The sequence below is a fragment of the Rossellomorea sedimentorum genome, assembly GCF_046237645.1.
Lineage (GTDB): Bacteria > Bacillota > Bacilli > Bacillales > Bacillaceae_B > Rossellomorea > Rossellomorea sedimentorum.
In genome coordinates, this window is the sequence record NZ_CP143546.1 from 809,973 (window position 1) to 836,322 (window position 26,350).

The 26,350-nt window shown below is 42.1% G+C and carries 22 protein-coding genes and 1 pseudogene; 11 read left to right on the forward strand and 12 right to left on the reverse strand.

From position 1 onward, the window contains the following. Positions 1-2 precede the first annotated feature (2 nt). Positions 3-773: a hypothetical protein gene (locus tag V1502_RS03940; RefSeq protein ID WP_409253094.1), complete on the reverse strand. Its 771-nt coding sequence runs from the start codon at positions 771-773 to the stop codon at positions 3-5. Between the two features lie 449 nt (positions 774-1,222). Here V1502_RS03940 and V1502_RS03945 point away from each other — a divergent pair, with 449 nt between their 5' ends. The 3 genes from V1502_RS03945 to V1502_RS03955 are packed head-to-tail and all read left to right on the forward strand — an operon-like array spanning position 1,223 to position 4,145. Then, positions 1,223-2,119 (forward strand): NAD-dependent epimerase/dehydratase family protein, encoded by an 897-nt coding sequence (locus V1502_RS03945; RefSeq protein ID WP_409253095.1) that lies wholly within the window; start codon positions 1,223-1,225, stop codon positions 2,117-2,119. A gap of 39 nt (positions 2,120-2,158) precedes the next feature. Beyond that, complete coding sequence (locus tag V1502_RS03950; RefSeq protein ID WP_409253096.1) at positions 2,159-3,004, forward strand: hypothetical protein; 846 nt, start codon at positions 2,159-2,161, stop codon at positions 3,002-3,004. Then, positions 2,997-4,145, forward strand: coding sequence for a glycosyltransferase family 4 protein (locus tag V1502_RS03955; protein ID WP_409253097.1), 1,149 nt, complete (start codon positions 2,997-2,999; stop codon positions 4,143-4,145). Before V1502_RS03950 ends, V1502_RS03955 begins: the two co-directional genes overlap by 8 nt. A 223-nt stretch (positions 4,146-4,368) precedes the next feature. Here V1502_RS03955 and V1502_RS03960 read toward each other — a convergent pair whose 3' ends face one another. The 5 genes from V1502_RS03960 to V1502_RS03980 form a co-directional block, all read right to left on the reverse strand. Next, complete coding sequence (locus tag V1502_RS03960; protein ID WP_409253098.1) at positions 4,369-5,169, reverse strand: tyrosine-protein phosphatase; 801 nt, start codon at positions 5,167-5,169, stop codon at positions 4,369-4,371. A 16-nt stretch (positions 5,170-5,185) separates the two neighbouring features. Further along, positions 5,186-6,541 (reverse strand): polysaccharide biosynthesis tyrosine autokinase, encoded by a 1,356-nt coding sequence (locus V1502_RS03965; RefSeq protein WP_409253099.1) that lies wholly within the window; start codon positions 6,539-6,541, stop codon positions 5,186-5,188. A 42-nt stretch (positions 6,542-6,583) separates the two neighbouring features. Then, positions 6,584-7,234: a sugar transferase gene (locus tag V1502_RS03970; RefSeq protein ID WP_409253100.1), complete on the reverse strand. Its 651-nt coding sequence runs from the start codon at positions 7,232-7,234 to the stop codon at positions 6,584-6,586. 311 nt (positions 7,235-7,545) lie between these two features. Continuing rightward, on the reverse strand, positions 7,546-9,102 hold the full coding sequence (locus V1502_RS03975) for an ABC-F family ATP-binding cassette domain-containing protein (RefSeq protein WP_409253101.1): 1,557 nt from the start codon (positions 9,100-9,102) through the stop codon (positions 7,546-7,548). A 295-nt stretch (positions 9,103-9,397) separates the two neighbouring features. Continuing rightward, on the reverse strand, positions 9,398-9,634 hold the full coding sequence (locus V1502_RS03980; protein ID WP_409253102.1) for a hypothetical protein: 237 nt from the start codon (positions 9,632-9,634) through the stop codon (positions 9,398-9,400). A 150-nt stretch (positions 9,635-9,784) separates the two neighbouring features. Here V1502_RS03980 and V1502_RS03985 point away from each other — a divergent pair, with 150 nt between their 5' ends. The 4 genes from V1502_RS03985 to V1502_RS04000 all read left to right on the forward strand — a co-directional run bounded on the left by V1502_RS03985 (position 9,785) and on the right by V1502_RS04000 (position 14,828). Continuing rightward, positions 9,785-9,922, forward strand: a complete 138-nt coding sequence (locus tag V1502_RS03985) for a DUF2071 domain-containing protein (protein WP_409253103.1) — start codon at positions 9,785-9,787, stop codon at positions 9,920-9,922. 291 nt (positions 9,923-10,213) lie between these two features. Beyond that, complete coding sequence (locus V1502_RS03990; RefSeq protein WP_409253104.1) at positions 10,214-11,767, forward strand: diguanylate cyclase domain-containing protein; 1,554 nt, start codon at positions 10,214-10,216, stop codon at positions 11,765-11,767. A 128-nt stretch (positions 11,768-11,895) separates the two neighbouring features. Further along, positions 11,896-12,228 (forward strand): hypothetical protein, encoded by a 333-nt coding sequence (locus tag V1502_RS03995; protein WP_409253105.1) that lies wholly within the window; start codon positions 11,896-11,898, stop codon positions 12,226-12,228. Positions 12,229-12,596: 368 nt separating this feature from the next. Beyond that, positions 12,597-14,828, forward strand: coding sequence for a UvrD-helicase domain-containing protein (locus V1502_RS04000; RefSeq protein ID WP_409253106.1), 2,232 nt, complete (start codon positions 12,597-12,599; stop codon positions 14,826-14,828). 43 nt (positions 14,829-14,871) lie between these two features. On the opposite strand, the gene V1502_RS04005 is transcribed toward V1502_RS04000, so the two are convergent. The 3 genes from V1502_RS04005 to kynU all read right to left on the reverse strand — a co-directional run bounded on the left by V1502_RS04005 (position 14,872) and on the right by kynU (position 17,222). Next, on the reverse strand, positions 14,872-15,027 hold the full coding sequence (locus V1502_RS04005) for a hypothetical protein (RefSeq protein WP_409253107.1): 156 nt from the start codon (positions 15,025-15,027) through the stop codon (positions 14,872-14,874). A gap of 284 nt (positions 15,028-15,311) precedes the next feature. Beyond that, positions 15,312-15,932 (reverse strand): arylformamidase, encoded by a 621-nt coding sequence (kynB, locus tag V1502_RS04010; RefSeq protein ID WP_409253108.1) that lies wholly within the window; start codon positions 15,930-15,932, stop codon positions 15,312-15,314. A gap of 12 nt (positions 15,933-15,944) precedes the next feature. Then, positions 15,945-17,222 carry a kynureninase gene (gene kynU / locus V1502_RS04015; protein WP_409253109.1) on the reverse strand — a complete coding sequence of 426 codons (1,278 nt, stop codon included), beginning with the start codon at positions 17,220-17,222 and terminating at the stop codon, positions 15,945-15,947. Positions 17,223-17,933: 711 nt separating this feature from the next. On the opposite strand from kynU, the gene V1502_RS04020 reads away from it, so the two are divergent. From V1502_RS04020 to V1502_RS04030, 3 genes are all read left to right on the forward strand, one after another. Continuing rightward, positions 17,934-18,356, forward strand: a complete 423-nt coding sequence (locus V1502_RS04020) for a DUF1284 domain-containing protein (protein WP_409254277.1) — start codon at positions 17,934-17,936, stop codon at positions 18,354-18,356. Positions 18,357-19,055: 699 nt separating this feature from the next. Continuing rightward, on the forward strand, positions 19,056-20,378 hold the full coding sequence (locus V1502_RS04025; RefSeq protein ID WP_409253110.1) for an oligosaccharide flippase family protein: 1,323 nt from the start codon (positions 19,056-19,058) through the stop codon (positions 20,376-20,378). 284 nt (positions 20,379-20,662) lie between these two features. Beyond that, a complete protein-coding gene (locus tag V1502_RS04030) occupies positions 20,663-22,531 on the forward strand; it encodes a cation:proton antiporter (protein WP_409253111.1) in 1,869 nt (622 codons plus the stop codon). A gap of 52 nt (positions 22,532-22,583) precedes the next feature. On the opposite strand, the gene V1502_RS04035 is transcribed toward V1502_RS04030, so the two are convergent. Continuing rightward, on the reverse strand, positions 22,584-22,721 hold the full coding sequence (locus tag V1502_RS04035; RefSeq protein WP_409253112.1) for a hypothetical protein: 138 nt from the start codon (positions 22,719-22,721) through the stop codon (positions 22,584-22,586). Positions 22,722-23,068: 347 nt separating this feature from the next. Between V1502_RS04035 and V1502_RS04040 the strand changes: the two genes are divergently transcribed. Continuing rightward, a complete protein-coding gene (locus tag V1502_RS04040) occupies positions 23,069-24,841 on the forward strand; it encodes a M3 family oligoendopeptidase (protein WP_409253113.1) in 1,773 nt (590 codons plus the stop codon). A gap of 215 nt (positions 24,842-25,056) precedes the next feature. Here V1502_RS04040 and V1502_RS04045 read toward each other — a convergent pair whose 3' ends face one another. Together V1502_RS04045 and V1502_RS04050 are read right to left on the reverse strand one after the other, a co-directional pair. Next, a complete protein-coding gene (locus tag V1502_RS04045) occupies positions 25,057-25,497 on the reverse strand; it encodes a peptidoglycan-binding domain-containing protein (protein ID WP_409254278.1) in 441 nt (146 codons plus the stop codon). Between the two features lie 81 nt (positions 25,498-25,578). Then, positions 25,579-26,100: pseudogene (locus tag V1502_RS04050) on the reverse strand (N-acetylmuramoyl-L-alanine amidase family protein); the annotation flags it as partial. Between the last annotated feature and the right edge of the window lie 250 nt (positions 26,101-26,350).

Here is a 26,350-nt window from a genome sequence, read left to right on the forward strand (position 1 = left end):
ATTCAAGTTTTCACCCTCAATTCTTTTTTAAATTTCCACTTCCTAATAAGTATTATTGCTTTTCCCAAAAGACTGGTGGGTATATAACCTGAATACTCTTTAACAATTTCTCCGCCAAATTCCAATTTAAAGTTTCGAATATTAGGATCAGCAGTCAAGCCTCCTGAATCATAGATATTATATCCAGAGTGTTTAAACCAAAGCATGTCTTTCCACTTAAGATATCGGTGTCCGGCACTTATTAACCTTTTACGTTCTTTTTCCGCTGCTTGCCGGAAATGAGCAGCCGAGTAAAGGGATGTTGCTCTTATGCCGTCAGTCGCGTACACCCTATAGCATATTGTCTCCCCTACGCTATCTTCCACTGTTGTGATCACAAGACAATTTTGTTCTGCCAAAAGTTTCAGTGTTTTCAAATGAAAAGCATTACACTTATACGTATGTTTATGGGCGGCAAATTTATTGTAAAACTTTCTGAAATTTAAAATCGTTTCCTCGTCAGGGGTTGTATTGACTTTCGCCACTAAGCGGTATTTTAGTTCAGCTTGGCGGATTTGCTGCCGGGTGGATTTTTTTATGTCTGAAAAAAGTTTCTCTTCAGGCTTGGTCAGATCAACTTGTAGTGTTTCGATAGGAGATAATATCCCAAATGCATGTTTTGATTGTATGACCCCGGTAAGCGCTATCCCTTTTGAAGGGGCCATGGCATTCTCAGTAGGAAAAAAAATCTGTTGTAATTTCAGGCCTGCTAAACTTCGAAGTATTTTTATCACCCGGCTGCTCCTCCTTTAATAAAGGCTAATTTTCATTCTGCTTCCCATCATTCCATATATTTAGTGCAGGCAGATAGAATGAGTATATTATTTTCTGATCTGGTTAATGCATGGATATCTTTTAGAAGCGTATTCGAATTGAACAGTAGCCGTTTTAGGTGTTAATACCAAAGAACGCTTCATATATACTTCTTAAAGTTCATTTTTCTTAAGAACAGGCCAGGGAAAAGAAAGTTGTTATAAAATCTCCAATATGTCAATAGACAACATATTCAATCGTTTATATTTTATGAGAGTTTTTTGATGTTACAGTTAATTTTTCTCAGAAGAAAATTTTCAAAGCTATTAGGTCTTTTTTATAGATATCTGGAAAGTGAATCGTCCCTTTGACATACATTGGGTTACAAGGGAGTCCTGTGTAATCGAAAGGAGTGGGCACACTGAAGGTCTTGGTAACTGGAGGTAATGGGTTTATTGGTTCCCATGTTGTTGACTTGTTAGTAGAAAGGGGATACAAGGTTGTCATTGTAGATACTGCCGATCGGAAGGGAAATCCAGATAAACAAACAAAATGGTACCGCCTTGATATTACTGATCAAAAATTGGCTGATGTTTTTGATAAAGAGAGGCCCGAGGCAGTGATTCACATGGCGGCTCAAGTAGATGTTTCCCGTTCCGTCATAGATCCCCTAATGGATGCGAATGTTAATATCCTTGGAAGCTTGAATGTCTTGAATGCTTGTGTCAACTACAAGGTTATGAAAGTGGTTTATTCATCAACATCAGCAGTATATGGAGAGAATGGAGCTGACGCACTTAATGAACAGGAGAAGATTAAGCCGATTTCATGCTACGGCGCTTCAAAATATGTTCCGGAAATATATCTAGAAGTTCTATCTAAATTGCATGGACTGAAGTATACTGCCCTCCGGTATTCCAATGTGTACGGTGAAAGACAGGGGGATAAGGGAGAAGGCGGAGTTATTCCCATATTTATACGTTCCCTGTTAAAGGATCGTTCCCCTGTCATCTTTGGAGATGGGATGCAAACGAGGGATTTTATCTATGCGGGGGATGTGGCAGAAGCTAATATTTCCGCTTTAACCGCTGCTGACAATACCGTGATGAATGTTTCGAGCGGCACCAGTATAACAATTCTTCAATTGTTTCAACAGATTAGAACCTTAATGGGGAAAGAGATTAGTCCTCAGTTCAAAGAAAAAAGGTCTGGTGACATTCAACATAGCCTGCTTGATAATGCGAAAGGAGTCAAACTGCTGAATTGGAAACCAAAAGTAAATATAACTGAAGGGTTAAGGAGGACCATCAAATATTACCAGAAATAATCTGCATTGATTTGGCTACTTATGAAAGGAGCTGGTAATTTGTTGGAAGTTAAATATAAAAGCAGGATCTTCCATATCACTGAAACCTATTCATACGGAGACCCGCCATCAGTGACGGGGACGGCCTTCCATATGCATTCTTGTCTATTGCCGGATTCTGTAAGTCCGCTCAAGAGGAGTGAAGGCAGTTTTACTTTTCAAAAATTATTCAGAACACTTCTGATCGATCTGGAAAAAGATAAACAGGAACTATTTAACGATTTCAGTAAAAAGGTACGTTATGAGATAAAAAGAGCGGAAAGGCAGGGAGTGAAATACTCAGAAATACACAAACCAAGTGATAAGGAAATAGAAGAATTTACTAAATCATTCAATAAGTTTGCTGCGGAAAAAAAGATTCGGCCCTGTAATTCTAATAAGTTGAAGGCGTATCGTAATAAGAATGCTTTTGTTATTACGAGGGCAAATGTGGAAGAGTCTTTCCTTTGTAGTCACGGGTACATCTTTGATGGAGAGCGGGCAATCATGCTTTATTCTTTTTCTTTTAAGAACACCGATGACACAGAGCAAAGAAATCTGATTGGAAGAGCAAACCGTTACTTGCATTGGCGGTCCATTCTCTCTTTTAAAAAAAAGGGAGGTAAATGGTATGACCTTTGTGGTTTGTCATTAGACAAAAATGAACTCCAAGGAATAAATCGGTTTAAAAAAGGCTTTGGGGGAATGGAAGCAGATGAGCTGAAAACCTATAGAGGAAAGAATCTGCTCGGAAAATTTATCATAGTGGCCTTGAGGTGGAAATGGAGAAATCAGCCTGAATTTATTCGGGCAAAAAAGATTCTTCGCTCTGGTAAGAGTGGAGCAGGGTTTAGAGAAAATGCATAAGGTTGCATTTGTTGCGACTGTTTTTCGTCATTTGGAGGCTTTTCATTTGCCATATATTAAGATGTTAAGAGAGAAGGGGTTTGAAGTACATGCGATTGCCAAGAGCGACAATGGCAAACAGACATTACTGGATGAACAAGTAACGTGTTTCGATATTCAGTTCAGAAGGTTTCCTTTTCACCCGGCAAATGCACGTGCTCTTTATCAGTTGATCCGGCTTTTTAAAAAAGAAAATTACAAACTGGTGCATGTCCATACACCTGTAGGAAGCATACTTGGGAGATATGCTGCAAAGAAAGCGGGTCTTCCCAATGTGATTTATACGGCTCATGGTTTTCATTTTAATAAGCAGGGTCCCAAATCAAATTGGTTATTTTATGTTGTGGAACGTTTTTTCGCCAAGTGGACTGATGTGTTGATCACGATTAATAAAGAGGATGCTGAGGTAGCGAGTTCTTTCCCGGTAAAAAAGAAGGCTGTATACATACCGGGGGTCGGAGTTGATACCGTTCAATTCAGGAACGTCGACAAAGTTGCGGTAAGAAACAGGAAAAGAGAAGAGCTGGGTATTCCTGACTCTGCTTTTGTCATTCTTTGTGTAGCAGAATTAAATGGTAATAAAAATCAAATTCAACTGCTTCGTGCGCTGGAGTTGTTAAAGCCCCGCTATCCAAAGATCATATGCCTATTTGTCGGGGAAGGAAGCGAAGAATACTCCCTTCAAAAACGGATAAAAGAGATGAATCTGCAAGAGAGCGTAATGATGACAGGGTTTCGTAATGATATAGGTGAACTGCTTGCTGCTGCTGATGTATTCTGCTTGACTTCAAAACGTGAAGGCCTGCCAAAGGCAGTCATGGAGGCAATGTCAGCGGGTAAACCAATCATTGCAAATAAAATACGAGGGTGTTCAGACCTTATAGTGCATGGATGTAATGGCTACCTGGTACCTGTAAATGATTATGAACAAACTTCTTCCTATATTGCCAAGTTGATAGAAGAGCCTGATCTTTTAGAGAGGATGGGAGAATTCAGTGTCCAACTGGTACAGCCATTCAGTGTAGAGAATGTTCTTCCTCAAATGGAGAAAATATATGAAGATTGTTTAGTAAAATATTTAGAAACTACTGAGTCCCCATAATTCACCCTGCAATTTTCTCCTCCTGGGACGTATTCCTCTCAGTCAGGGGGTACAACATTTCAGCTATAAGCCAAAGTGATTTCCTCGCTCGACAAGTGAAGTCTTTCTTATCACCAAGTACACATAAAGAAAACCAGCAAGCATATGCTTGCTGGTTTTCTTTATGTTCATTCTTCAGAAGAAAGATGGTCTTAGGGGGATGTACAAAGCTGTAAGGGATAACTTAGTCATAGGTATCTTCCGATTTTAAAAAGAACGAAAAAAACTTATTCTTTCTTTTTATCTTCTCGGGCGTTTTTATACTGAATTCACTGCCTGTAATAATACAAGCTGCATTTTTTTTAAAATAGTCAGTGTATGAAGCCGTATAAGTTTTATCGATATATTCATAGGCAGATGTCAATTTGAAAGGACGGCTAGTGGTGTTATGAGCATCTGATGCAATGAAGTGGACAAAATGATGTTTCAGCAATTTATCCACAAGTGACTGGGTCTTTCTTCCGAATGATCCGGTTATGCTTCCCGCGGTAACCTGCACAAGGATTCCTCTTTTAATTAACTGATACAGGAGGTTCGGCTGCTTTCTGATTACCGAGTTCCTCTCAGGATGGGCAAGGATGGGAATGTACCCGGCAATTTGTAATTCGTATAGGAGACTCTCCGTATACCTCGGAAAATAAGAGTAGGGAAGTTCAATAAGAATGTACTTTTTATTAGCAAGGGGCAAGGCGGAAGGGGGAGCCTTTGTCAAATCAGTACATATATCAGGATAAAGGTGGATTTCCATTCCAGGCAGTATGTCCAGTTTGACATTCTTTTCTTTTAATAAAGTATTAAGCTTATCCACTTTGTCAATGATCTCTGAAGGTGAACATACATACTTTTCACTTTGATGATGGGGAGTCGCTATGATGCTGGTAATCCCGCTTGCTGCTGCAGCCTTAGCCATGTTTAGGGCCTGATGCATATCAGCGGGACCATCATCCAATTCAGGCAATATATGATTATGGATATCTACAATCAAGCCGCTTCCCCCTAACCTAATAGTAGTATGTCTGGGACTTTTCCTTTTTGGTTTTGTTTAAGATAACGCCAATTATATTGGCACCAATCCTGTTTAACTTTTCCAAGCTTTTCTTAGCAGTCTCCATTCTGGTTTTCCGGGCATTTATTAAAAAGAGACACCCATCGACCTTGGAGGATAAGGCGGCAGCATCACTGACAATAAGCGGGGGTGTATCAATCAAAATAAGGTCCGCTTCTTTCTTCAAGGAGTTAATCATAATGGATAGACGATCAGAAGAAAGCAATTCTGTCGGATTTGGCGGGAGGGGACCCGCGCCAATAAAGAATAATTTCGGGATTTTGGTGCGTTGGATGATGTCATTCAGCCGTGTCTTCCCATGTAGATAAGTAGAAACGCCTTTACTTGGAGGAAGAAGAAAGATCTGATCACCTGATCCTTTGCGGAGATCCATATCTATGACTACTGTTTTAACACCATTTAATGCCATACTGATGGCTAGATTGGCGGTCGTTAGTGATTTTCCCTCGGAGGGGACGGAACTCGTCACCAGCAATACCTTCTTTTGTTCTTTTTTAATTAAAAATTGAATATTAGTGCGTATTTCCCGGTATAACTCCATTGCCGGGCTTTTAGGGTCTGAAGAAGAAATAAGAAATTTTCGGTACGGATTGTTAGGTGAAATCTCCTTGTTTTGAGGAGGCAATTTAGGAAGAGATCCCAAGTAGGGAGCATGTAATATTCTTTCCACTTTTTCCTGAGTATTAAGTTTGGTGAAAAATGCTTCCTTGATAAAAACGATTAAGAAAGCCAGGAAAATCCCAATGGTGAACGAAATGCCTGTACTTAAGGTAAGGTTGGGTCTTACCGGTGTGGTTGAATCCTGCTCCTTGGCATAGGACAATATTTGTATATTATCTATTTGCATCAAATTGTATGTTTCCTCTTTGAAGGTTTCTGCTGTTTGATTCACAATGTCAACAGCCTGCCAGGGGGTGTAGGCATGGGCGGTAATTGAAATGATTTGAGAGTCGCTGCTGGAACTTACAGAAATCTTTTTCTCCAGGAACTTGGCATTGTCGTTTTCTTCTGTTCTTTCGGCCACAATATCTAAAATCCTTGGACTTTTAAGTATATATTTATAGGTCTCTATCAACCTCAAGTTCGTTTCGACTTCACTCACGGAAAGAGAACCCTGATTGGTCTGAGAAGAGTAACTGACCAAAAGATCTGCTCTTGCTTCATATTCCTTGGGAAGAGACAGACTGATGATGATGCCGGACGCAGTTGCCAAAAACAGGACAGATACCAAAAGAACAAGGTGATGTTGAATGATTTTGAATAAATCCTTAAGTTCTAAAAAACGGCTCATGTGATCGCTCCTTTTGAAAAAGGTGAAAAAAAGCACTAATTGTCAATAAGAACCACTGCGATTCAGGACTTGCACAATTGTTTTTCCAAGTATCTTTATATCAAGAAGGAAACTGAGATTACGAATATAATAGAGGTCGTAGGCGATTTTCTGGCCATGAGTGATATCCGATCTCCCGTGTACTTGCGCGTAGCCTGTGATACCGGGTTTTACTAGCAGCCTTTGGTTTTGGATTCGATTATAATGTTGGGTGATCTGGGGAATTTCCGGCCTGGGACCTATTATACTCATGTCTCCTTTGAGAACATTGAAAAGTTGAGGAATTTCGTCTAAACTGGACTTTCTTAAAAAGGCGCCTAATTTAGTGGTCCTGGAACTAACTCGGCTTTTGAAAATAAACTGATCAGGCACACCGCCCTCCCAGTCATAGTAATCCTCTTCAGGAGCACGTGCGCCCTCCATTGATCTCAGCTTATATATCGTAAACGGTTCACCGCCCCTTCCAGTACGAACCTGCTTGAAGATGACAGGTTTACCGTCAAAAACATAAATAAGCCCAATCAGGATGAGGAAGAAAGGGAAGAAGATAATGGAAAGACAGAATGCAATGAAAATATCAAATCCCCTTTTAAAATAAATATATTTGTGTTTAGGTATATTGATGTCAAACTCTGGTGGTTTTTCTTTTCTCAAACCTAATCCCTCCCATGATATTAATATTGATAATGCAACACATGTATTACTAAATTCCGAAGTCTGTTTCAGTGTATATGTATGCGTACATTTAGTAACAGGAATGGGGTTTTAGGTAAAAAGTTCTTCATGGGCTTTAATAATGGAGGTATAAGTACCTATGTTGATAGTACATGGGGACATTTTTAAGAATTGTGCCTTGCTTGTAGAAGCTTTGTACTTATGGGTACTTGCCGGATGAAGAAATGTAAAGACAAGTAAATAGTAAAAGAGGCAGCCACGACCGGCTGCCTCTTTGATATTACCTCATATTAAAATACTTTCGTCGTCCAAGACTCACAATTCCACAGATCAGTCGCAATATCCTGATAAAATTCAGGTTCGTGCGAGATAAGAAGGATGCTTCCCTTGTATTCCTGAAGGGCTCGTTTTAGTTCGGCTTTCGCCTCGACATCCAAGTGGTTGGTCGGTTCGTCAAAGACCAAAAGATTCGTTTCTTTATTGATCAACTTACACAGTCTGACTTTCGCTTTTTCGCCCCCGCTCAATACTTCCACTTTGCTTTCAATATGCTTGGTCATCAGCCCGCATTTGGCAAGGGCGGCCCTTACTTCATATTGAGTGAAAGACGGAAACTCGGTCCAGACTTCTTCTATACAAGTATTGTAGTTGGCATTTTTGATTTCCTGCTCAAAATAGCCGATATGCAGATGCTCCCCTAATTCAACTTCACCGGAAACGGGTTTGATTTCCCCGAGGATGCTTCGGAGCAACGTCGTCTTACCGATGCCGTTTGCTCCGTATAAAGCAATTTTCTGCCCGCGCTCCATCCTGAGGTTCAGGGGCTTGGACAATGGCTCGTCATACCCGATGACAAGGTCCTTCGTTTCAAAGATCAATTTCCCTGAAGTTCGGGCAGGTTTGAAGTGGAACTCAGGTTTCGGCTTCTCTCCGGCAAGTTCTATGATGTCCATCTTATCCAATTTCTTTTGACGGGACATTGCCATATTCCTTGTGGAAACTCTTGCTTTGTTCCTGGCAACGAAATCTTTCAGCTCGGAGATTTCCTGCTGCTGCTTTTTATAGGCAGACTCAAGCTGCTGGCGTTTCATCTCATAAACTTTTTTAAAATCATCATAGTCGCCGGCATAGCGGTTAAGCTCCTGGTTTTCCATGTGATAAATGAGATTGATGACACTGTTCAAAAATGGAATGTCATGTGAAATCAGGATGAACGCATTTTCGTATTCCTGAAGATATCTTTTCAGCCAGACGATATGCTGTTCATCTAAATAGTTTGTCGGCTCATCAAGCAATAAGATATCAGGTTTCTCGAGAAGCAATTTTGCCAGCAGGACTTTCGTTCTTTGTCCGCCGCTGAGATCCTGGACTTCACGTTCAAGTCCGATGTCATCTAGCCCAAGTCCTCTTGCAATCTCTTCCACTTTTGCATCTATAACATAAAAGTCATTATTCGTCAGTGCGTCTTGGAGTGTTCCGGTTTCTTCAAGCAGCTTTTCAAGTTCTTCAGGAGATGCTTCCCCCATCTTTGCAAAAAGTTCGTTCATCTCCGTTTCCATATCGAATAAGTATTGAAAGGCGGTCTTCAATACATCCCTGATGGTCATACCTTTTTCCAGGGAAGTATGCTGGTCAAGGTATCCGACACGGACACGTTTTGCCCATTCCACTTTTCCTTCATCCGGCTCAAGCTTGCGGGTAATGATGTTCATGAAGGTCGATTTACCTTCTCCATTTGCCCCAACCAGCCCGATATGCTCACCCTTCAGGAGACGAAAGGATACATCATTAAAAATGGCTCTGTCGCCAAAGCCATGGCTTAGATTCTTTACTGTTAATATACTCATGTAAACTGCACCTTTTCTATTGTATTCTTACTATCTCCTCATATTATAAAGGTGTTAAAAGCAGATGAATAGAGGATGGAAAAATTTAATCGAACAAAAGTGCGACTTCTGCCTGTTGAACAGTAATTAGTTTAACGCCTTCTATATTAGATTACATCAGCCTTTTGGATTCAACGGAATTGCGTTAAACCTCTTCCTGAACCCTATCCATAGTGCCATTGATTACGATCATATGACCAGGCTATCCTTTCTGCCATCTAAAAAACAGCTCTGACTCCAGCTGTCCCAAGATGAATCAAAGCCGGCTCCTGCGGTTTATGTATTCACTTTCAGAACCAAGTTCCCGGTTAAGGAGATGTTCCATTTCAATTAGATGTTCGCGGCCGACTATAGGGTCTTGTGCGGACCAGTAGACATTGTAGACAAAGTAGTAATCCTTGATTCTCCGAAACAACACGGTCGAGTGGGGGAAGGAATCAAAGCTGGCTTTAATGTTGTTTCTCTTGGAGTAACTCCATTTATTGAGTTTCAAGCCGGCCACACTCCTATTGCATAATAGTTGTTTCATATATTCCCGGTTCCTTGATGCCGGCAAACATGACAATGTGCAGCGTTTCGTTTGTATCATAGTCAGTTTGTGTAAATAAATGAATGACAGGCCGGGACAGAGGAGGAGAAGATAGTGGATAAGAGAAATGGGTGGATGATGAAGCAAACATGGGAGTATCTGCTGTTACTTCATTGGCCGGTTCCCATAGAAGATCTTCAAGAGGAAATTCCTTCACAGCTGGAGCTGGATACCTTTAACGGAGAAGCCTGAGTCGTGATTGTTCCGTTTGCCGAATCATATGCGGGGCCGCGGGTGATGAGCTCTTTTCTTTCGTGTTTACCAGGGGGATTTCTGTAAAATATGGCTATATCTCTTGAACTTCATATTAAATAGCAACAAAATTTTAGAAAAGAGCCAAAAAGAAGAGTGAATGTAGTTCAGATGTACCGGTCAAAAAGCTTTAAGAATTGTTTTGCTGAGACTTTAAGGGGGTAAAAGATTTTCAAAGGAGTCTTTATGCGTTATTTATACTTAAATGAATTAACAGAATAGGGCGATAACATGAAGCAAACTATTTACTTTAAAAATTCAATGTTCGAATTGATGTTTTTTGCTCTTCTGATTTACGGATGGGGCGTCTTTTTTAAAGGTACTAATCACCCCTTCAGTATAATTGCACTGGAGACCTCGGCCATTACATTCGCTCTCTTAATTGAATTTTATGCATTTAGAAGAGCGGAAGGGCTGCAGCGCCCATTTTTAGGTTTGCTTTTATTTGGGACTGTCCTGTACGCTGGAGCCGAAGTCATCTTGATTAATGAGGGAACACTTTGGAGCGGCCTCTTATACATAGGTTACTTACTGTTGTTGATAGCGGCCTTTTCATCTTTGGCTCATGTTATGAAAAATCGTTGTCAGGTCATTTATTTTGCAATCGATATCTTGATCATTTATTTCACCATTACGACAATGTTATGGGTATATTGGCTTCATCCATTATATGAAGCGGCCGGCGTGGCCTACGGAATGGGTGTGACATCCTTTGTATATCCAGCTCTGGAATTGCTCTTATTATTAGCATTGCCGGCGGCCATGCTTGTAAAAAAATATTTTGCACCCAGAAAAGTCATGCTGCTCTTTACCCTATCCATATCCATGTTATTTACTGGGGACAGTCTGGTTGTACTGTCTTTACTTTATGACGGGCTTCAAGCTGACGGTCTTCCCAGGATACTGGCGGTTTCGGCGGTTATCCTTCAGGGAGTCGGCGCAGTTGAACTGCTAAAGATGAATTCATTCTTTAGAAAAGGGGAAAGCAAGTTCAACTACGAGGCGGGTGCTTATCCTGCTGCCAGGAATGTTATGAATATCGGAAGTATCATCATCCTCTTTCTGGTCTTCAGCAGCAGCGGTGATAAGCTTGCGGGTGCAGGTCTTCTGCTGATTGTATTCCTTGTATATTCCAGGCAGCTCCTGACCGGTTACCAGTTAAAAGAGATGACGGCATCTTACCAGAACCTTGCAAGGGATCTGGAAAATCAAGTAACTAAACGGACAGAAGAATTGAGCAAGAAGAATGCGGAACTGAAGAGATCTTCTTCCCGATTGAAATATATGGCTTTGCATGATCAGCTTACAGGCATATGGAACAGAAGGGCCCTGGAATCAAAATTAAAAACATTATTTGAAGAGTCCCTTGAGGATGATGCAGTAAAATTTGCCGTCCTATTTATTGATATCGATAAGTTCAAGGATATTAATGACAGACTTGGTCATTCACACGGCGATGAACTGTTGATTGAATTTACAAGAAGGGTCAAACGTGAATTTCCTGAGGATGCCTTCATTGCCAGGCAGTCGGGTGATGAATTTGTCGTCATCATTGAGGGAAGGCAGTCAAAGGAAGAAGTTGAAGGGGCGATACAGAAATTCTTTGCTGCAAATGAAGAAGGCTATATGATTTTTGGAGAAGAGGTACACATCACATTCAGTTTGGGAGCATCTTTTTTTCCTGAAGACAGCCGGAATCTGGATGAACTTCTTCGCGCTGCTGACATGGCAATGTACGCTGTCAAACAGCAAGGCAGGAATAATTATCAAATCAAATACAAATAAATAACCAGCTTCTTAGATTCATATATGGTAAAATGATCAGCTGTAACCCAAATGAGTAAAAATTAGGTAGTGCATATTTGTGTGAACAGGAATATAATGATAACAATACTTTTTTGGGGGGATGCAGAATGAACAGGTTTCTATTCTTAGCTGGTTTCATACTATTGGCGATCCTCACAAATAGTATAGGAAATGGTCATTTTTCGGTAAATATAGTAGCAGAAAGTTCCTTATTGGACCAACACATGTCTGATCATGTGGAGCCCGGAGAGCACTTAGATTCAGGAAATAGCAAGGCTGTATTTAATGACACTTTAGTGCTGCTCGTACTTCTAATGCTCTGCCTGACTGCCTTGAGCAATTGGAGTGCTTTTCACCGGAGGATGATCGTGCTGACGCCGATTTTTTACCAATCAAATTATGTGGATCAATCCCTTTTTAATAATCAATCAACAATTTGATTTTTAAAGGGGGGAAGGATATGTGGATTCGGTTCATTATGATGGGCGTGTTTTCATTTACAGCGTTAACACTACTATCTTATCAAGCTATCGAAATCTACCATGCTTTCATTGACTTTTTTCATCAAAAATAATAAATTCACTAAGGGTGTAAAGATTTAGTTTATCTTTACGCTCTTTTTTATTCATAGAAAAATAGTAATGAAATCGCCTATGTTGCAGAGTACTCTTCTTCACTTCCGTAGGTTATCAAGGCTGGTTCAAATGGTTTGGGAACTAAGATCCAGTCTAAGCTGTAAACATTGGTTAACTAAACCCCAAAAAAGTGCATCTATAAACTACACAAAAATATGAGCAAGGTGACAATAATGAATTATTTCTCCAACAGACCATTCGGGGTTTCATCCAACATAATTCCGAATGCGGAAATTTATCACAATGAAAATAAACAATATAAAGAAGCTGAAGACAGTTTCTACTTCAACCTTCTTGAGGGGAAGGGAATCCGTCTTAATGAGGCACAGATGAAAGCGGTCAGGCATATGGAAGGCCCGTGCTTGACGCTGGCGGGGGCAGGTTCCGGAAAGACATCCGTCCTCGTTTCTCGGACAGGCTATCTATTACAGGTAAAACGGGTTTCTCCTGAAAACATTCTGCTCCTCACCTTTTCCAAAAAAGCGGCAATGGAAATGAAGCACAGAGTCGCATTGCTTCCGGGGATTAATAAAAAGGAAGTGAACAGAATCCAGGCGGGTACTTTCCACTCCTTTTTCTTGTTCCTGTTAAGAAGCAGGGGTGTAACACAGGAAATACTGGGCAATGAACGATTCAAGCATATTTTATTGAAGCAGATACAAAGAAAGATAGGAATTCAAGAACCTTATCAGCCTGAAACACTTCTCTCGACACTCTCCAATCTTAAAATGAATATGAAGCCTATTGACGATCTTCCTGAGAAGACTTCTGCTGAAAAAGAAATCAAGAAGATCCTCCTGATGTTTGAAGAATGGAAGGAAAGCAATCAGAAAATCGACTTTGATGATATTTTGGTCAAAGCCTTTGAATTGCTTAAAGAAGATGAGCAGCTCCTGCATGCCTTGCAAAGAAGGTTTCAATTTATCATGGTGGACGAATTTCAGGATACAAATTGGCTTCAATATGAACTGATTCAAATGATCGCCCACCAATCGAGGAATCTATTTGTCGTTGGAGATGATGATCAAACGATTTATTCATTCAACGGAGCAGATAATGCCTTCATTCTTGATTTTGATAAGAAGTATCCTGAAGCCAAAGTCATCACACTGGATGTCAATTACCGGTCAGGCAGCCATATTGTCGGGCTTGGGAACCAGGTGATCAGCGGCAACAAATACAGACGGAAGAAGACTCTTCGTGCTGTAAAAGAGAAGTCAGACAAACCGCAGTACAGCCGGCCTTCCAATTCGGATGAGGAAGCGGAATGGATCATAGCCAAAATCAAGAAAATGACAAAGGAAGGAAACTTGAATTATAAGGATATTGCCATCCTTCACCGGACAACCAGCAGCAGCCGTGCTATTTTTGAGAGGCTTGTCATAGAAGAAATCCCCTTCTTTTCCTATAATCTCGGTGATCAGCATTTTTATGACCACTGGATCGTCAAACCGCTGATAGACCATTTAAGGCTGTCTCTTGTACCGAGAAATTTTTCGGCGATAGAGGGTGTTTTGCCAACTTTATATATCAACAGAGAAGCTGGGATGAAGTATATTACAGGTCATGAGGCAACGGCGAGGAAGAAGTACCCGCTGATTCATTTGACTAACATGGACACCCTTCAGCCGTTTCAGAAAGATAAGGTGAAAGAAAGAATCAAACTGATCAAGAGCCTCTCTGCCGCAGACCCGGAAACTGCCGTTAAGCGTATGAGGAAAGAATTTTATGACAGTTACCTGGATGCCAATGAGCGGGTATCCGTCACGGAGCATAAGGAAGCCATCAAAGAAACTTTATCGGAGCTGGAGGCATCGGCAGAACGGTTTCAATCCATTTCTGCATTTATTTCCTTTATTGATAACATGACGGAAAAGCATGAAAAAATGCTGCATCAAGAGAATGAATCAAATGCAGATGCGTTGTCTTTGATGACAATCCATCGAGCAAAAGGGCTGGAATTTCCTGCGGTATTCGTTATTGGAGCAAGTGAAGGAAATCTTCCGCACTCTTCTGCCATCAATGCTCACAAACTGGAGGATAAGATTCACCAGGATGCACGCAATAAAGAGGTGATGGCTATCGAAGAAGAGAGACGGTTGATGTATGTGGCGATTACGCGAGCAAAGAAAGAGCTCTTCATCAGTTCCCCAGCCTATTATCAGGGTGAAAAACGAGAGATTTCACGCTTTCTGTCAGATGCGTTCCGTGATAAGCCTGCACAAAAAGAAAAATCAGTCAAAAAAGAACCGCCGAAAATCAAGGTCGCCGCCTGGGTTTGCAGCAACGCTCAGTGTATCGCTTGGTCAAGGATCAAGACAGAAGCAGACCAGAAGATTAAAAGAAAAGTCTGCCCAATGTGTGAGGCGAGGATGCAAATAGGAGAAAAACTGGTGAGCGGATGAAAAAGTTAAAACGACAGCGTCTACTTTGGACGCTGTCGTTTTATTATGGACTTTTTTCTTCCAGCGACCAATCTTCTTGAGGAACAGGGTCGACCGAAGTACTATCCTCTGTGTTTAATGAACTTTTTAAAAAATAGACAAAAAAACCGCCAATGAAGAGCAATACAAAAGCCAAACCGATGACAACTAAGATGCCCAAAAGGTCTCCTCCTTTTAAATGCTCTTATATTGCTACCTTATGAAGGAGGATTGCCTAATAGACCTTAAGAAGAAATCGGCAGATCAAATCTTTAAATGAAGGCGGTTTTAATAGTTCTTGTTTAGGTGGCGAATGGTACATAACTGCAGCAGTCAGGAAAGAAGCAGCAGCCTTCCGCCGGCCTTCAACCGGCGGAGGTTGCTTCATAAACTCTTTTTTACTGCTTTTTATTTACCGGCAGCCGGAGTTCATTTCAACTATCTGGGTAAAAGACGCCCTATGAATCAGCGGTCGATAAGAACGGCTCTGACCGGACATCCGTCAGCTTCTTCAATGAATAGGGGGAAGGCTGCAAGCTCATAGGTTTTTGTCTCGACTCCATCCAGGACAATTCCTTCAAGGATGCCAATGCCGTTTTGCTGCAAAGAATGGTGGGCAGGCAGCGCTTTGCTGTCAAGCGGATCGACAGATGGAACATCCACCCCGATTAGTTGAATGCCATTCTCTTTTAAGAAAGGGCCGATATCCTCCCGAAGATAAGTGATCTCTGAAGGGAACGCACTCTTATCTTCCCAACTGTTGGTCCGTATCAACAGTTGGGTCACATCTCTTAGGTTTAAAGACTTCAGTTCTTCTGCACCTATGGATTCCTTTCCGCACATTTCCACAACCAAAGCGTTTCCGAAAAAGCTTTCGAGGGGGAGGTCGGCCACTTTCTGTCCATCTTCATTAAAATGAAAAGGTGCGTCGATATGTGTCCCTGTATGGGCGCTGAAATTAATGCTGCCAACATTGACCGAGCCTGTATCTTGCTTTGACCAATTTAACGAAAATTGGAATGGTGTATCTCCAGGCCAAACAGGGGTGCTGCTATTCAACTTTTGGGATATATCAATGAACTTCATTTGCAATCCTCCTCACGCCACAACATTACGGCCTTTTTCAAATTGTTTGTACTCTTCTTCTTTCATGATTGTTTTTAAAATTTCAACCGTCTTCCACACATCTTGATAGGAAGTATACAGGGCCACAGGTGCGAGCCTGATTACATTGGGTGCCCTGAAATCGGGAATGACGCCATTTTTCTTCAGTGCTTTGCATATGCGGGCAGCTTCTTCATGCTGCAGGCAGACATGTCCTCCGCGTATGCGGTCGTCTTTTGGATTGGAAATCACGAATCCATACTCTGATAAGTTGACTTCTATCAGTTTCATCAGATAGGCGGTCAGCTTTAATGACTTTGCCCGGATGTTCGCAATTCCTGCCTCTTCGAAGATCTCCAATGATCCAAGCAGGGGGGCAAGGCTGAAAATATGAGGAGTCCCGATTTGGAAGGCACCCGCCGTGTGCGCATGTGTCATGGTATGTTCCATGTCAAACTGCTTGTCTTTTTTTGAGCCGAACCAGCCCGCAAGACCCGGCTTCCTTCCAAGATGATTTTCATGGACAAATAGCCCGCCGACTCCCCCTGGACCGCTGTTTAAATACTTATAGTTGCACCAGACAGCAAAGTCGACATTCCACTCATGAAGTTCATGTGGAATGGCACCTATGGAATGAGCTAAATCAAATCCTATGATGATGCCCCGTTTGTGGGCTTCATCCGTCAACAGTTTAATATCCAGGAGCTGCCCCGAGCGGTAGAGAACGGATGGCAGAAGGATGAGAGCGACATCATCGGTCATGGCGTCGATGATGTCTTCTTCACGAAGTGTGAGCCCGTCCCTGCTTTTGACTCTAACCAGGTTTTGAACAGGGTCATACCCCTTCAACTCCAGCTGGCTTTTGATTGCATAGATATCAGAAGGGAAGGTTAACTCATCTGCGAGAATCTTCGTTTTCCGGCCTTCAGGTTGATAGAAAGTGGAGATCAATTGATGAAGGTTCGTGGTAATAGATCCGGTCACAATGGTTTCCTCCTCCTTGGTCCCGATAAGAGGAGCTGTCATTCTTCCAAGCTTCTCTGAGTAATAGAACCATGGTTCCTTCCCATCCATCCAGCCGTCTATGCCAAACTGCTTCCAGTCATCCAATGAAGTCAACAGCGATTTTTCTGCTTTTTTGGAAAGGAGGCCTAATGAATTTCCATCCATGTAATACCTATCTTCTTTTATGTAAAATTCTTCTTTAAAGCGCGACAGTCCGTCTAACTTATCCTGTTCTATTGCATAGTCTTCATTGACCTTAACGTCCATACCTATTCCCGCCTTTATTTGTGTCGTATATGTAAATGGTAATGGAAATTGAAAGAATAGTAAAATTTTTTCGGTGTTAAAACGTTCATAACAAGATGAATGTGTTATGGAACAAATAAGGACAATAGAAAGGAGAATGAAATGTGAAGAAATTATTTACAGTCATGGCATCTTCGGCACTTATCGCCTCTGCTTCCTTATCCACTTCTGAGACCCAAGCGGCCGCAACCAAAGACGATATCCTACTGGTAAAGGTTATGCGGAAATTCAATAGAGTTCCAGGTGAAACCCGACATTGCGCCGGGTCTATTTTTTTGAATAGGTTCTCGCTTTACCTAGGATTTTTTGATCTAGCGGGAGGGAAGTAAGTACTCTCTGCATCGCACTCTTTGAAGGAAGCTGCAGAAATTTTCTTCAATGTGAGTTGGCAACACCGGGTGAGTAGATCAGCAGCAGATAAACATTTATTGTCTGGATATGGGTATTTTTTGGGAGTCTTGCATTGATAGCAAAACCATCCTCCTTGAATTTTTTTCAACGGAAGTGAAGAGCAGGTTTGACATATCAAATAACAGATCACGCGAATATACCATAGAGTTCGTTTGTTTGGCCCCCTTCCCTCCGAAACATCACAACCTACAAAGGAGATCACCCTTCAAACCTCGAAATAATAAGGAAATAGTAAAAGGAGGGCATCGGGTGAGCAAATTAATGAGAGGTCATCATCTCCTGTGTGTCCATGGGTTTAAGGGTATGGGGTACAGCCCGGCCTTTGTCGAGAAAATGACCGAAATTGTTGCAGATATAAGAGATCCTGATAAAGAATTCGATATCAAAGTGGTTGCCGGATTCGATGAGGCTTGCTTGGCTTGTCCACATAAAGGAGAGACCTTATGCAGCGGCAATGTGAAATCGAATAATAAAGTGATGGGACTGGATAGGAGGACAATTGAACATCTTGAGTTGAAGGCGGGAGGTGTTTATAAAAAGTCCTATTTGGTGAATCTGACAGCTGAAAAAGTGGAGCCGGACGATCTGGACAAAATTTGTGCAGGGTGCTCATGGCTGGAATATGGCGTCTGCAAAGAAGGAATTGCCCATCTAAGGGAAGCCCGTTCCGTTAAAAAGAAGTAATTAAAAACCCTGAACTAAGAAGGGTCCCCGGGCGGTAAGGGGTTCTGGTATCGAGTACAAAAACTAATTTAGCACACCAATTAGCAGTACAATTCGCAACTGAATTCGACTGCTTCTTTTTGTTGATGAATAAATAACGCTAAATCCGCCCTGAATTCCGAGCCCCTTTTAACATGGTGTCATACGTTTTGTCAGCATGAAAACCGCATGCCGATTGTAATCCATTTAGTGTGCAGCAAATGATAGTTCGTTTTTGAGAGGCAGATAAATGAAGCAGACATGTTTTTCATCCTGAATTGTGAGTAACCTCTGGTTGTTTAAATAAGGGAAGTTTTTCCCCTTATCCTGCAGAATAGGGTTAGCTTCACGGAATATAAGGGGAGTTTTTCCCGTTAAAGCAGAGGAAAAGTGCCTATTCTCATGCTTTTGAAGTAAATAAGGGAAATGTTTCCCTTTTTACTCTACTTTTCGAGATATTTCCTCAATAAGAGGAATTTATCCCCTTATTTTGTTAGCTTACTTCATGGTTATGATTGTATACTTGAAAATCTCTAACCAGTGCTTATCTTGGTATAAAAAGTGCTTGGAGCATATGTCTCCAAATATTTTTCTCTAGATAACGCTTCCATATTATAAAAAATCCTAAACAGTAATCCTCCATCATATGATAGGGCATGTACTTATTTCGGAGGTTTAAAGATGAAGTTATTTATACGGGGGATATCCTTTTTAATAATTACGGCATTTTTCGGGGAGTGCCTGGAATTTGTCATCAATATGGTCCTCGCCAGGGAGCTTGGGGAACACGGGATGGGAATCTATATGTCGATTTTGCCATCCATCTTTTTAATTGCCATTATTGCCAGCTTGGAGCTGCCGGTGTCGCTTTCGAAGTTCATCGCGGAAAAGGACGTAGTCTATCATCGCGATATTCTGTCCCGGGTGTGGAGGCTGACAATAATATTCACTTGTATTTTCTTGTTGGCGGCTGCACTGATTTATTCATTGTTTCCTTTTTTGGCAGACTATCATCCAGGCGTTCGCTGGCTGACATTGGTGCTGATTCCGATTATCTCTTTTTCTTCTATAGCCCGGGGGTATTTCATGGGTGTTCATCAAATGGGGAAGATTGCAGCGGCCAATTTCTTAAGAAAGTTTGCCCAGCTTATTCTCTTGGTTGTCGTTTACCAGTTGTTCTCCTTTGAAACCAATATCGCCATTATCATTGCCTTGTGCACATTTATCGGCAGTGAAGGTGTTGTCTTCCTTTACTTCATGCAAGCATATGTGTTATCTGTAAGGAAAATGAAAAATACCTCCACAAAAGATGCAGATAAGAGGGAAGTAGGCCGGGCGTTATTGACTGTTTCATTTCCCACAACCGTTTTGAGAATTTTTCATGCTGTTTCCCACGCGATCCAGCCGTTTTTGATTAAAGCCGCATTACTTCATTCCGGCATGACTGCACTATCGGCAACGGAGCATTTTGGCGTGATGGCGGGCGTAGCGTTGACAATTGGTTTCTTCCCGGCTTTTATTGCACATTCCCTGCTGGTCGCCTTGATTCCGATTGTGTCAGAAAAGGTTTCAAAGAATGATATTAAAGGTATACATTCAATACTCAGGCAGGTTATCTGGATTACCTTAGGGTACGGAGGTCCGGCTGTGTTGGTTTTTTACTTTTGGGGAGAAAAGCTGACGACACTATTTTTTCATTCAACCTCGGCTGCCTATTACTTAAAATTACTCTGGCCCTATTTCTTCTTTCATTTCTTTGTCATGCCGCTTCAGGCATTTATGATCGGATTTGGACTGATAAAGGACGCTTTGTATCATACTATATGGGCAACCCTTGTTTCTTTTTCGATTATTTATTTTCTTGGTTCGCTGCCGGAGTTCGGTATGGCGGGGGTACTTATAGGGATGAATACAGGGGCGGTATTGCTCACCTTGCTGCATTACCATACTGTCTGCAGCCGCCTGGGACTGACATTTTGGTTTAAAAGCACTGTCAAAGTTTAACGCTGTATTCGTACAGATTGTTGCTATCGGAAAAATCCAAAGGGCCGGATTTTTCTCTCGGGTACAAGGGCTTATTTAACTGAACAGGTGAATAGCTCTTTTCTTTCTTGTTTACCGGGATAATTTGTATGAAAGATAGCTATATCTCTTGAACTTAATAGTAAATAGCAACAAAGTTTTAGAAAAGCGCCAAGTTTAAAGACAGTTAACGCTTTATTTTACATGCTTTATATGTGAAGGATAGAAAAAAACTGATTTTGAATCCTTTTAAAAGGAGAGACTCAATGTTTCATTCGATATTGTTTAACTTAATGCTGATTGGACTGCTGGGAATCTTGTCACAGTGGGCAGCGTGGCGCTTCAGGCTGCCGGCGATCGTGGTCATGTCCATTGCTGGACTCCTTGCAGGTCCATTTTTGGGGATTATTCACCCCAAGGAAGATTTTGGCGACTTATTCAAGCCGATTATTTCCATGGCTGTTGCCATCATACTATTTGAAGGAAGTTTGAATCTTGATTTCCGGGGAGTGAAAGGGTTAGGCAGGCCTGTATTTCGGATTGTCACAATTGGCGCCTTCCTTGCCTGGATACTTGGTTCGTTGGGAGCCCATTATGTAGCGGGGCTGTCATGGGCTGTATCGTTTGTCATCGGGGGGTTATTCATCGTTACCGGCCCAACCGTCATCCTTCCGCTTTTAAGGCAGGCAAAATTGAAGCCGAGGCCGGCCGCCATCTTAAAATGGGAAGGGATCATCGTGGATCCTTTTGGTGCGCTATTGGCAGTATTTGCTTTTGAAATCATATTATTTTTAACATCAGAAGAAGGGGCTGCTAATACGCTCTTAATGTTCTTCCTTGCTTCCTTATTTGCCGTCGTATTCGGATGGCTTTGCGGCAGGGGCATCGGGTGGATGTTTGAAAAAGGGCATGTCCCCGAATTCCTGAAGTCCCCTGTAGTGTTCGCTGTGGTTCTTGCCTGTTTTACCATTTCTGATGAAATCACTCATGAGACGGGCCTTCTTGCCGTAACAGCAATGGGAATGACCCTGGCAAATATGCAGATATCTTCCATTGATGATATGCGGCACTTTAAAGAAAATATATCAGTACTCCTGATTTCGACCATTTTCGTCATGCTGACAGCATCTCTGTCTTTGGAGACATTGATTGAAATTTTCAATTGGAAAATCATTGGCTATGTGCTTTTGATGCTTTTTATCGTACGTCCGCTGTCCATTTTTCTTTCTACAATAGGAACGGACCTTTCCTGGCAGGAAAAAACTTTGGTCGGGTGGATTGCCCCGCGGGGAATCGTAGCGCTGACTGTTTCAGGTTATTTTGCTTCCGTTCTTCTTGAGAACGGGTTTGAGGATGCGGCGATTCTCACATCAGTTACGTTTGCCCTGGTATTTGGAACCGTGACTGTCCATGGATTCTCAATCGGCTGGCTGGCGAAGAAGCTGGACCTTGCCATCAATGACAGGCCGGGAGTTTTGATTATTGGGGGCAGCAGTTTTTCTACTGAACTTGCGAAAACCTTCCAGGAACTAAAAACCCCGGTCATGGTTGCTGATTCATCATGGAAAAGGCTGTTTTCAGCAAGAAAAGCCGGGATCCCTTTCTATAAAGGCGAAATTTTGTCAGAACAAACAGAGTACCATATGGATTTAACCCCGTATGAGTACTTGCTGGCGACAACAGAAGTGGACTCTTATAATGCGTTGGTCTGTACTACTTTCGTCCCTTCCATTGGCAGAAATAATCTTTTTCAGCTGACTTTGAAGGGTAAGAGAAGTGATGATATTGAAGACTTGGTTCATACGCTGGGCGGCAGAATCCTGTTTCAGGAAGACGCAACCTGGGATGAACTGAACAAGCGTGTGGAGCGCGGGGATATCATCAGAAGAACGAATATCACCGAGAAATATTCATTTGAAGAATACCTGCATGAAAGAGAAGAACATACCATCCTTCTCTTTGTGATGAAACCGACAGGCAAAATTGAGTTTTTCTCTCCGGACGGGTCTGCAAAGGCGGAGGCGGGAGACATCGTTGTCAGCTTGACACAACCATGCAAGGAGTTCAACAAGATTCAGGAGAAACTTGTGGAACAGCGGGAAAAACCGGCGAAACAGACTAAAAATCAAACATGAGTTTTATAAGAAAAGCAGCCCCTGGAATTTTTCCAGCCGGGCTGCTTCTTTTCTATTTATTCTGCTTCAATTTTTCGGCCATCAGCTGCTTCACTTCATTATAGGAAAGGCCTGACTGGGCATTGCGCCTTTTTACCTCTTCTATGTCCGTTCCTGCTGTTGTGAATTTTTTCTTCCGTGCTTTTTCCATAAGGACACCTCCGTATCCTTATTTTGTACAGCAGCCTTTTAATTATGTTGTGTCGGCCTGAAGAAGATGACAGCCATAAGGATAACGACGGCAAGGGCATAGCTTAAAGATGAGAGGAAGGGGTGTTTCCCTTGATTCTGAGTTCAAGAAAAGAGCCTTTTTCTAAGAAACAATCTATAACTTATAGTGGAAGATAGAGAGAGTCCCTGTCCAGGCTGCCGCTGGATTTTTAACTTTTAGATAATGAAATTGAGGGATAAAAAACAAAAGCAAGAATAATCGGAAAATGGTAAACTGGTCATATACATAAAAAAGAACTACATATTTAGAAGGGGAGATTTTCAAAAATGACTTACTCAGATGTTTGGGACTTGGATGTGTTTTTTGAGGGAGGAAGCAGTTCACCTCAACTTAGGGAACACTTGGATACATTAGATAAGAAAAAAGCGGCATTTGCACAGAAAGAGAAAGAGTTTAGAGCCCCGCAATCCAAAGAAGACAGCAGTCAGGTTGCAAGCTTGATTGAAGAGGCAAAGGATATCATGCTGTATCTCCGTCAGGCAGGAGCTTTCATCGGCTGTCTGGAAGCTCAGGATATGAAGGACAGGCAGGCTAACACATTACGTGGTGAACTGACAACCGCAAGTGCTGACTTTCAAGTTGCATTTAACAGCTTTCAGCAAAAGTTATCAGAAACCCCTGAAGATGCCTGGGCAGAACTGCTTGAGACAGAAGCTCTTGCGGAATTGACATTTGTGCTGAACGAGTGGCGTGAAAAAGCTAAAGATAAATTATCAAGCGAAGAGGAGGCGCTCATCCAAGCACTTTCCATTGATGGCTATCATGGATGGGGCCAGATGTATGATACGATTGTCGGCAGCATGGAAATCCCACATAACGGTGAAATGCTTTCAATCGGCCAGGCGAACAACCTGAGCTCCCATCAGGACGAAAATGTCAGGAAAGAAATTTTTGACAGCCTTGAGAAAGCCTGGTCTGAAAAAGAAGAGTTGTTCGCAAAGACATTGAATCATTTGGCGGGCTTCCGTCTTAATGTTTATAAGAAACGCGGCTGGGAGGAGGTACTTAAGGAACCGCTTGAATACAACCGCATGAAGAAAGAGACGCTTGAAGCCATGTGGGGGGCGATTTCCAAGAATAAAGCGCCTTTCGTAAAATACCTGGATCGTAAAGCGAAAATGCTTGGCAAGGAAAAAATGGATTGGTACAACATGGACGCCCCTGTAGCGGAATCGAACACAGCTATGTCCTACAATGAAGGAGCTGAATTCATTCTGAAGCACTTCGCCCGCTTCGGAAATGAAATGGCAAATTTCTCTCAAAAGGCATTTGAAGACAGGTGGATTGAAGCGGAAGATCGTGCAGGAAAAAGACCTGGCGGATTCTGTACATCTTTCCCATTAAGTGAACAGTCACGAATTTTCATGACCTATTCAGGAAGCATGTCCAACGTTGCTACATTAGCTCATGAACTTGGACACGCATTCCATTCTAATGCACTGAGGCCCATGCATACACTGAACAGGAATTATGCTATGAATGTTGCGGAAACCGCCTCGACATTTGCTGAGATGATCGTTGCTGATGCCGCGGTGAAAGAAGCTCAAACGAAAGAAGAGAAAATTGCGCTGGTAGAAGATAAGTTGCAAAGAAGTGTAGCATTCTTCATGAACATTCATGCAAGATTTCTATTTGAAACACGCTTTTATGAAGAACGTAAAAACGGCATGGTTTCAGCGGAAAGATTGAACGAGCTTATGGCAGAAGCTCAAAAAGAAGCGTATGCCGGAGCACTTGATGAAACGCACCCTCATTTCTGGGCATCAAAGCTGCACTTCTATATATCCGGGGTACCGTTCTATAACTTCCCATATACATTCGGCTATTTGTTCTCACTAAGCATCTATGCCAAAGCATTGGAAGCGGATGAGAATTATGAAGAAAAATATATGTCACTACTGAGAGATACAGCCGTCATGTCTGTAGAAGAACTTGCCTTGAAACACCTGGGTGAAGACATCACAAAAGAAGCTTTCTGGGAAAAAGGAATCGCGCTCTGCATCAATGATGTAGAGGAGTTTTTAAGCCTTACTGAATAAGTTTGAGCAACCCGGTCCGCGGAGGCGGACCGGGTTTTTTATAGACAGCTGAAAAGGAGTTCTACCTGATAGAAAAAATGGTTATATGGGTAATTGTTGATAGAACAGGGAGAGTCGACGATAGGTACGGAGAAGTCGTCGATAGAAAGACCAAAGTCATCGATAGGTGCAAAAAAATGATGAACGGAGGGTCCCAACCTCAGTCACCTTTTGCCTCAAGACTGTTCTTCAAGCTCCATCAACATATATTTTCGGGTATTCGGTCCGTAAAAGCCATCCTTCTTCAGTTCCACATAGGTTTCCTGAAACCTTCTGACGGCATCCTTTGTTTTCGGTCCGTAAATGCCGTCGATTTCTCCAGGATCAAAGTTGATTTGTTTCAGGGCTCTTTGAAGCTGCCGGACACCACTTCCTTCATCCCCTTCCTGTAAGTTGCCGCCCGGAAGAGGAAATTCATTTACAGGCTTGCTGGTAGTCAGCACTTCATTCAGTTTTCCGAGTGTTTGCTCCCCGACAAGGCCATCCACCCTCAAACCATATTTCCGTTGAAACCTCATGACGGCCATTTCTGTTTCCAGCCCAAAGATACCGTCAGCACCATATCGGGGCAATGGAAACCCGGCCCTGACCAATTTCGTTTGAATTTCCCTGACCAGAGGCCCCTGATCTCCTTGACCAAGCGGAAGGGTAAGAGAGCCTCCCCTGGCTGCAGGCTGAGAAGTTTCCTCGTTTGTAAAATAGGTTCGATAAGCATTGTGGACATCATCTAAAAATTCTTCCCATGAGATGCCATATCTGTTAAGCGCATTTTGTGGATCGGTCCTTCTTGAAGGATCGAGAGTACTGTGGGCGACGATGCCTTGCCGCGGATTCAAGCCATATTTATCGACCAGATATGCATGGTACCAGACATACCGGTCATAAGCCTGGGTGAAATTGATATTGCCGCCCCAGGCCAGCTCTACCCCAATTGCATGATCATTCGCATCCACACCGAAAAGCCTGTTGTCAGCACCGGCATTATACCGGACATGCCAGGCCTTTTCGTTTAATGGGATGATCTCCAGGATGTACTTATCATCAATAAATGTATGGGCAGAAGCAGCAGGGTCTGAATTGGCAAAGTAGTTCCGGTTAGCATAGGCAGTCGATCCTGGGTTGCCGGTATCATGGCTTACAATGAATTGGACATTTCCTAAACTCTCTCCTGACCGGGAATTACCTAAATCAATATAATCACGGGTGATTTTATACTTCATCTGGCTCCTCCTATCCTTTTATAGCGGTCGTATTAGACACTGAACAAACATCAATACCACACTATATGCGCGAATGGAGAGGCGGGTACGGCAGTTAAATCAACATGCGATAACTAGTCAAAATAATGGAAATTAATGGTTGGATATAGCTGAAGTACTGATGCGGATATATAAGGATTGGAAGATGCACTTGTTGAATAAAAACAAAAGGCTGGCTCATCAAGGATCCTTTGGATGAGCCAGCCTTGTC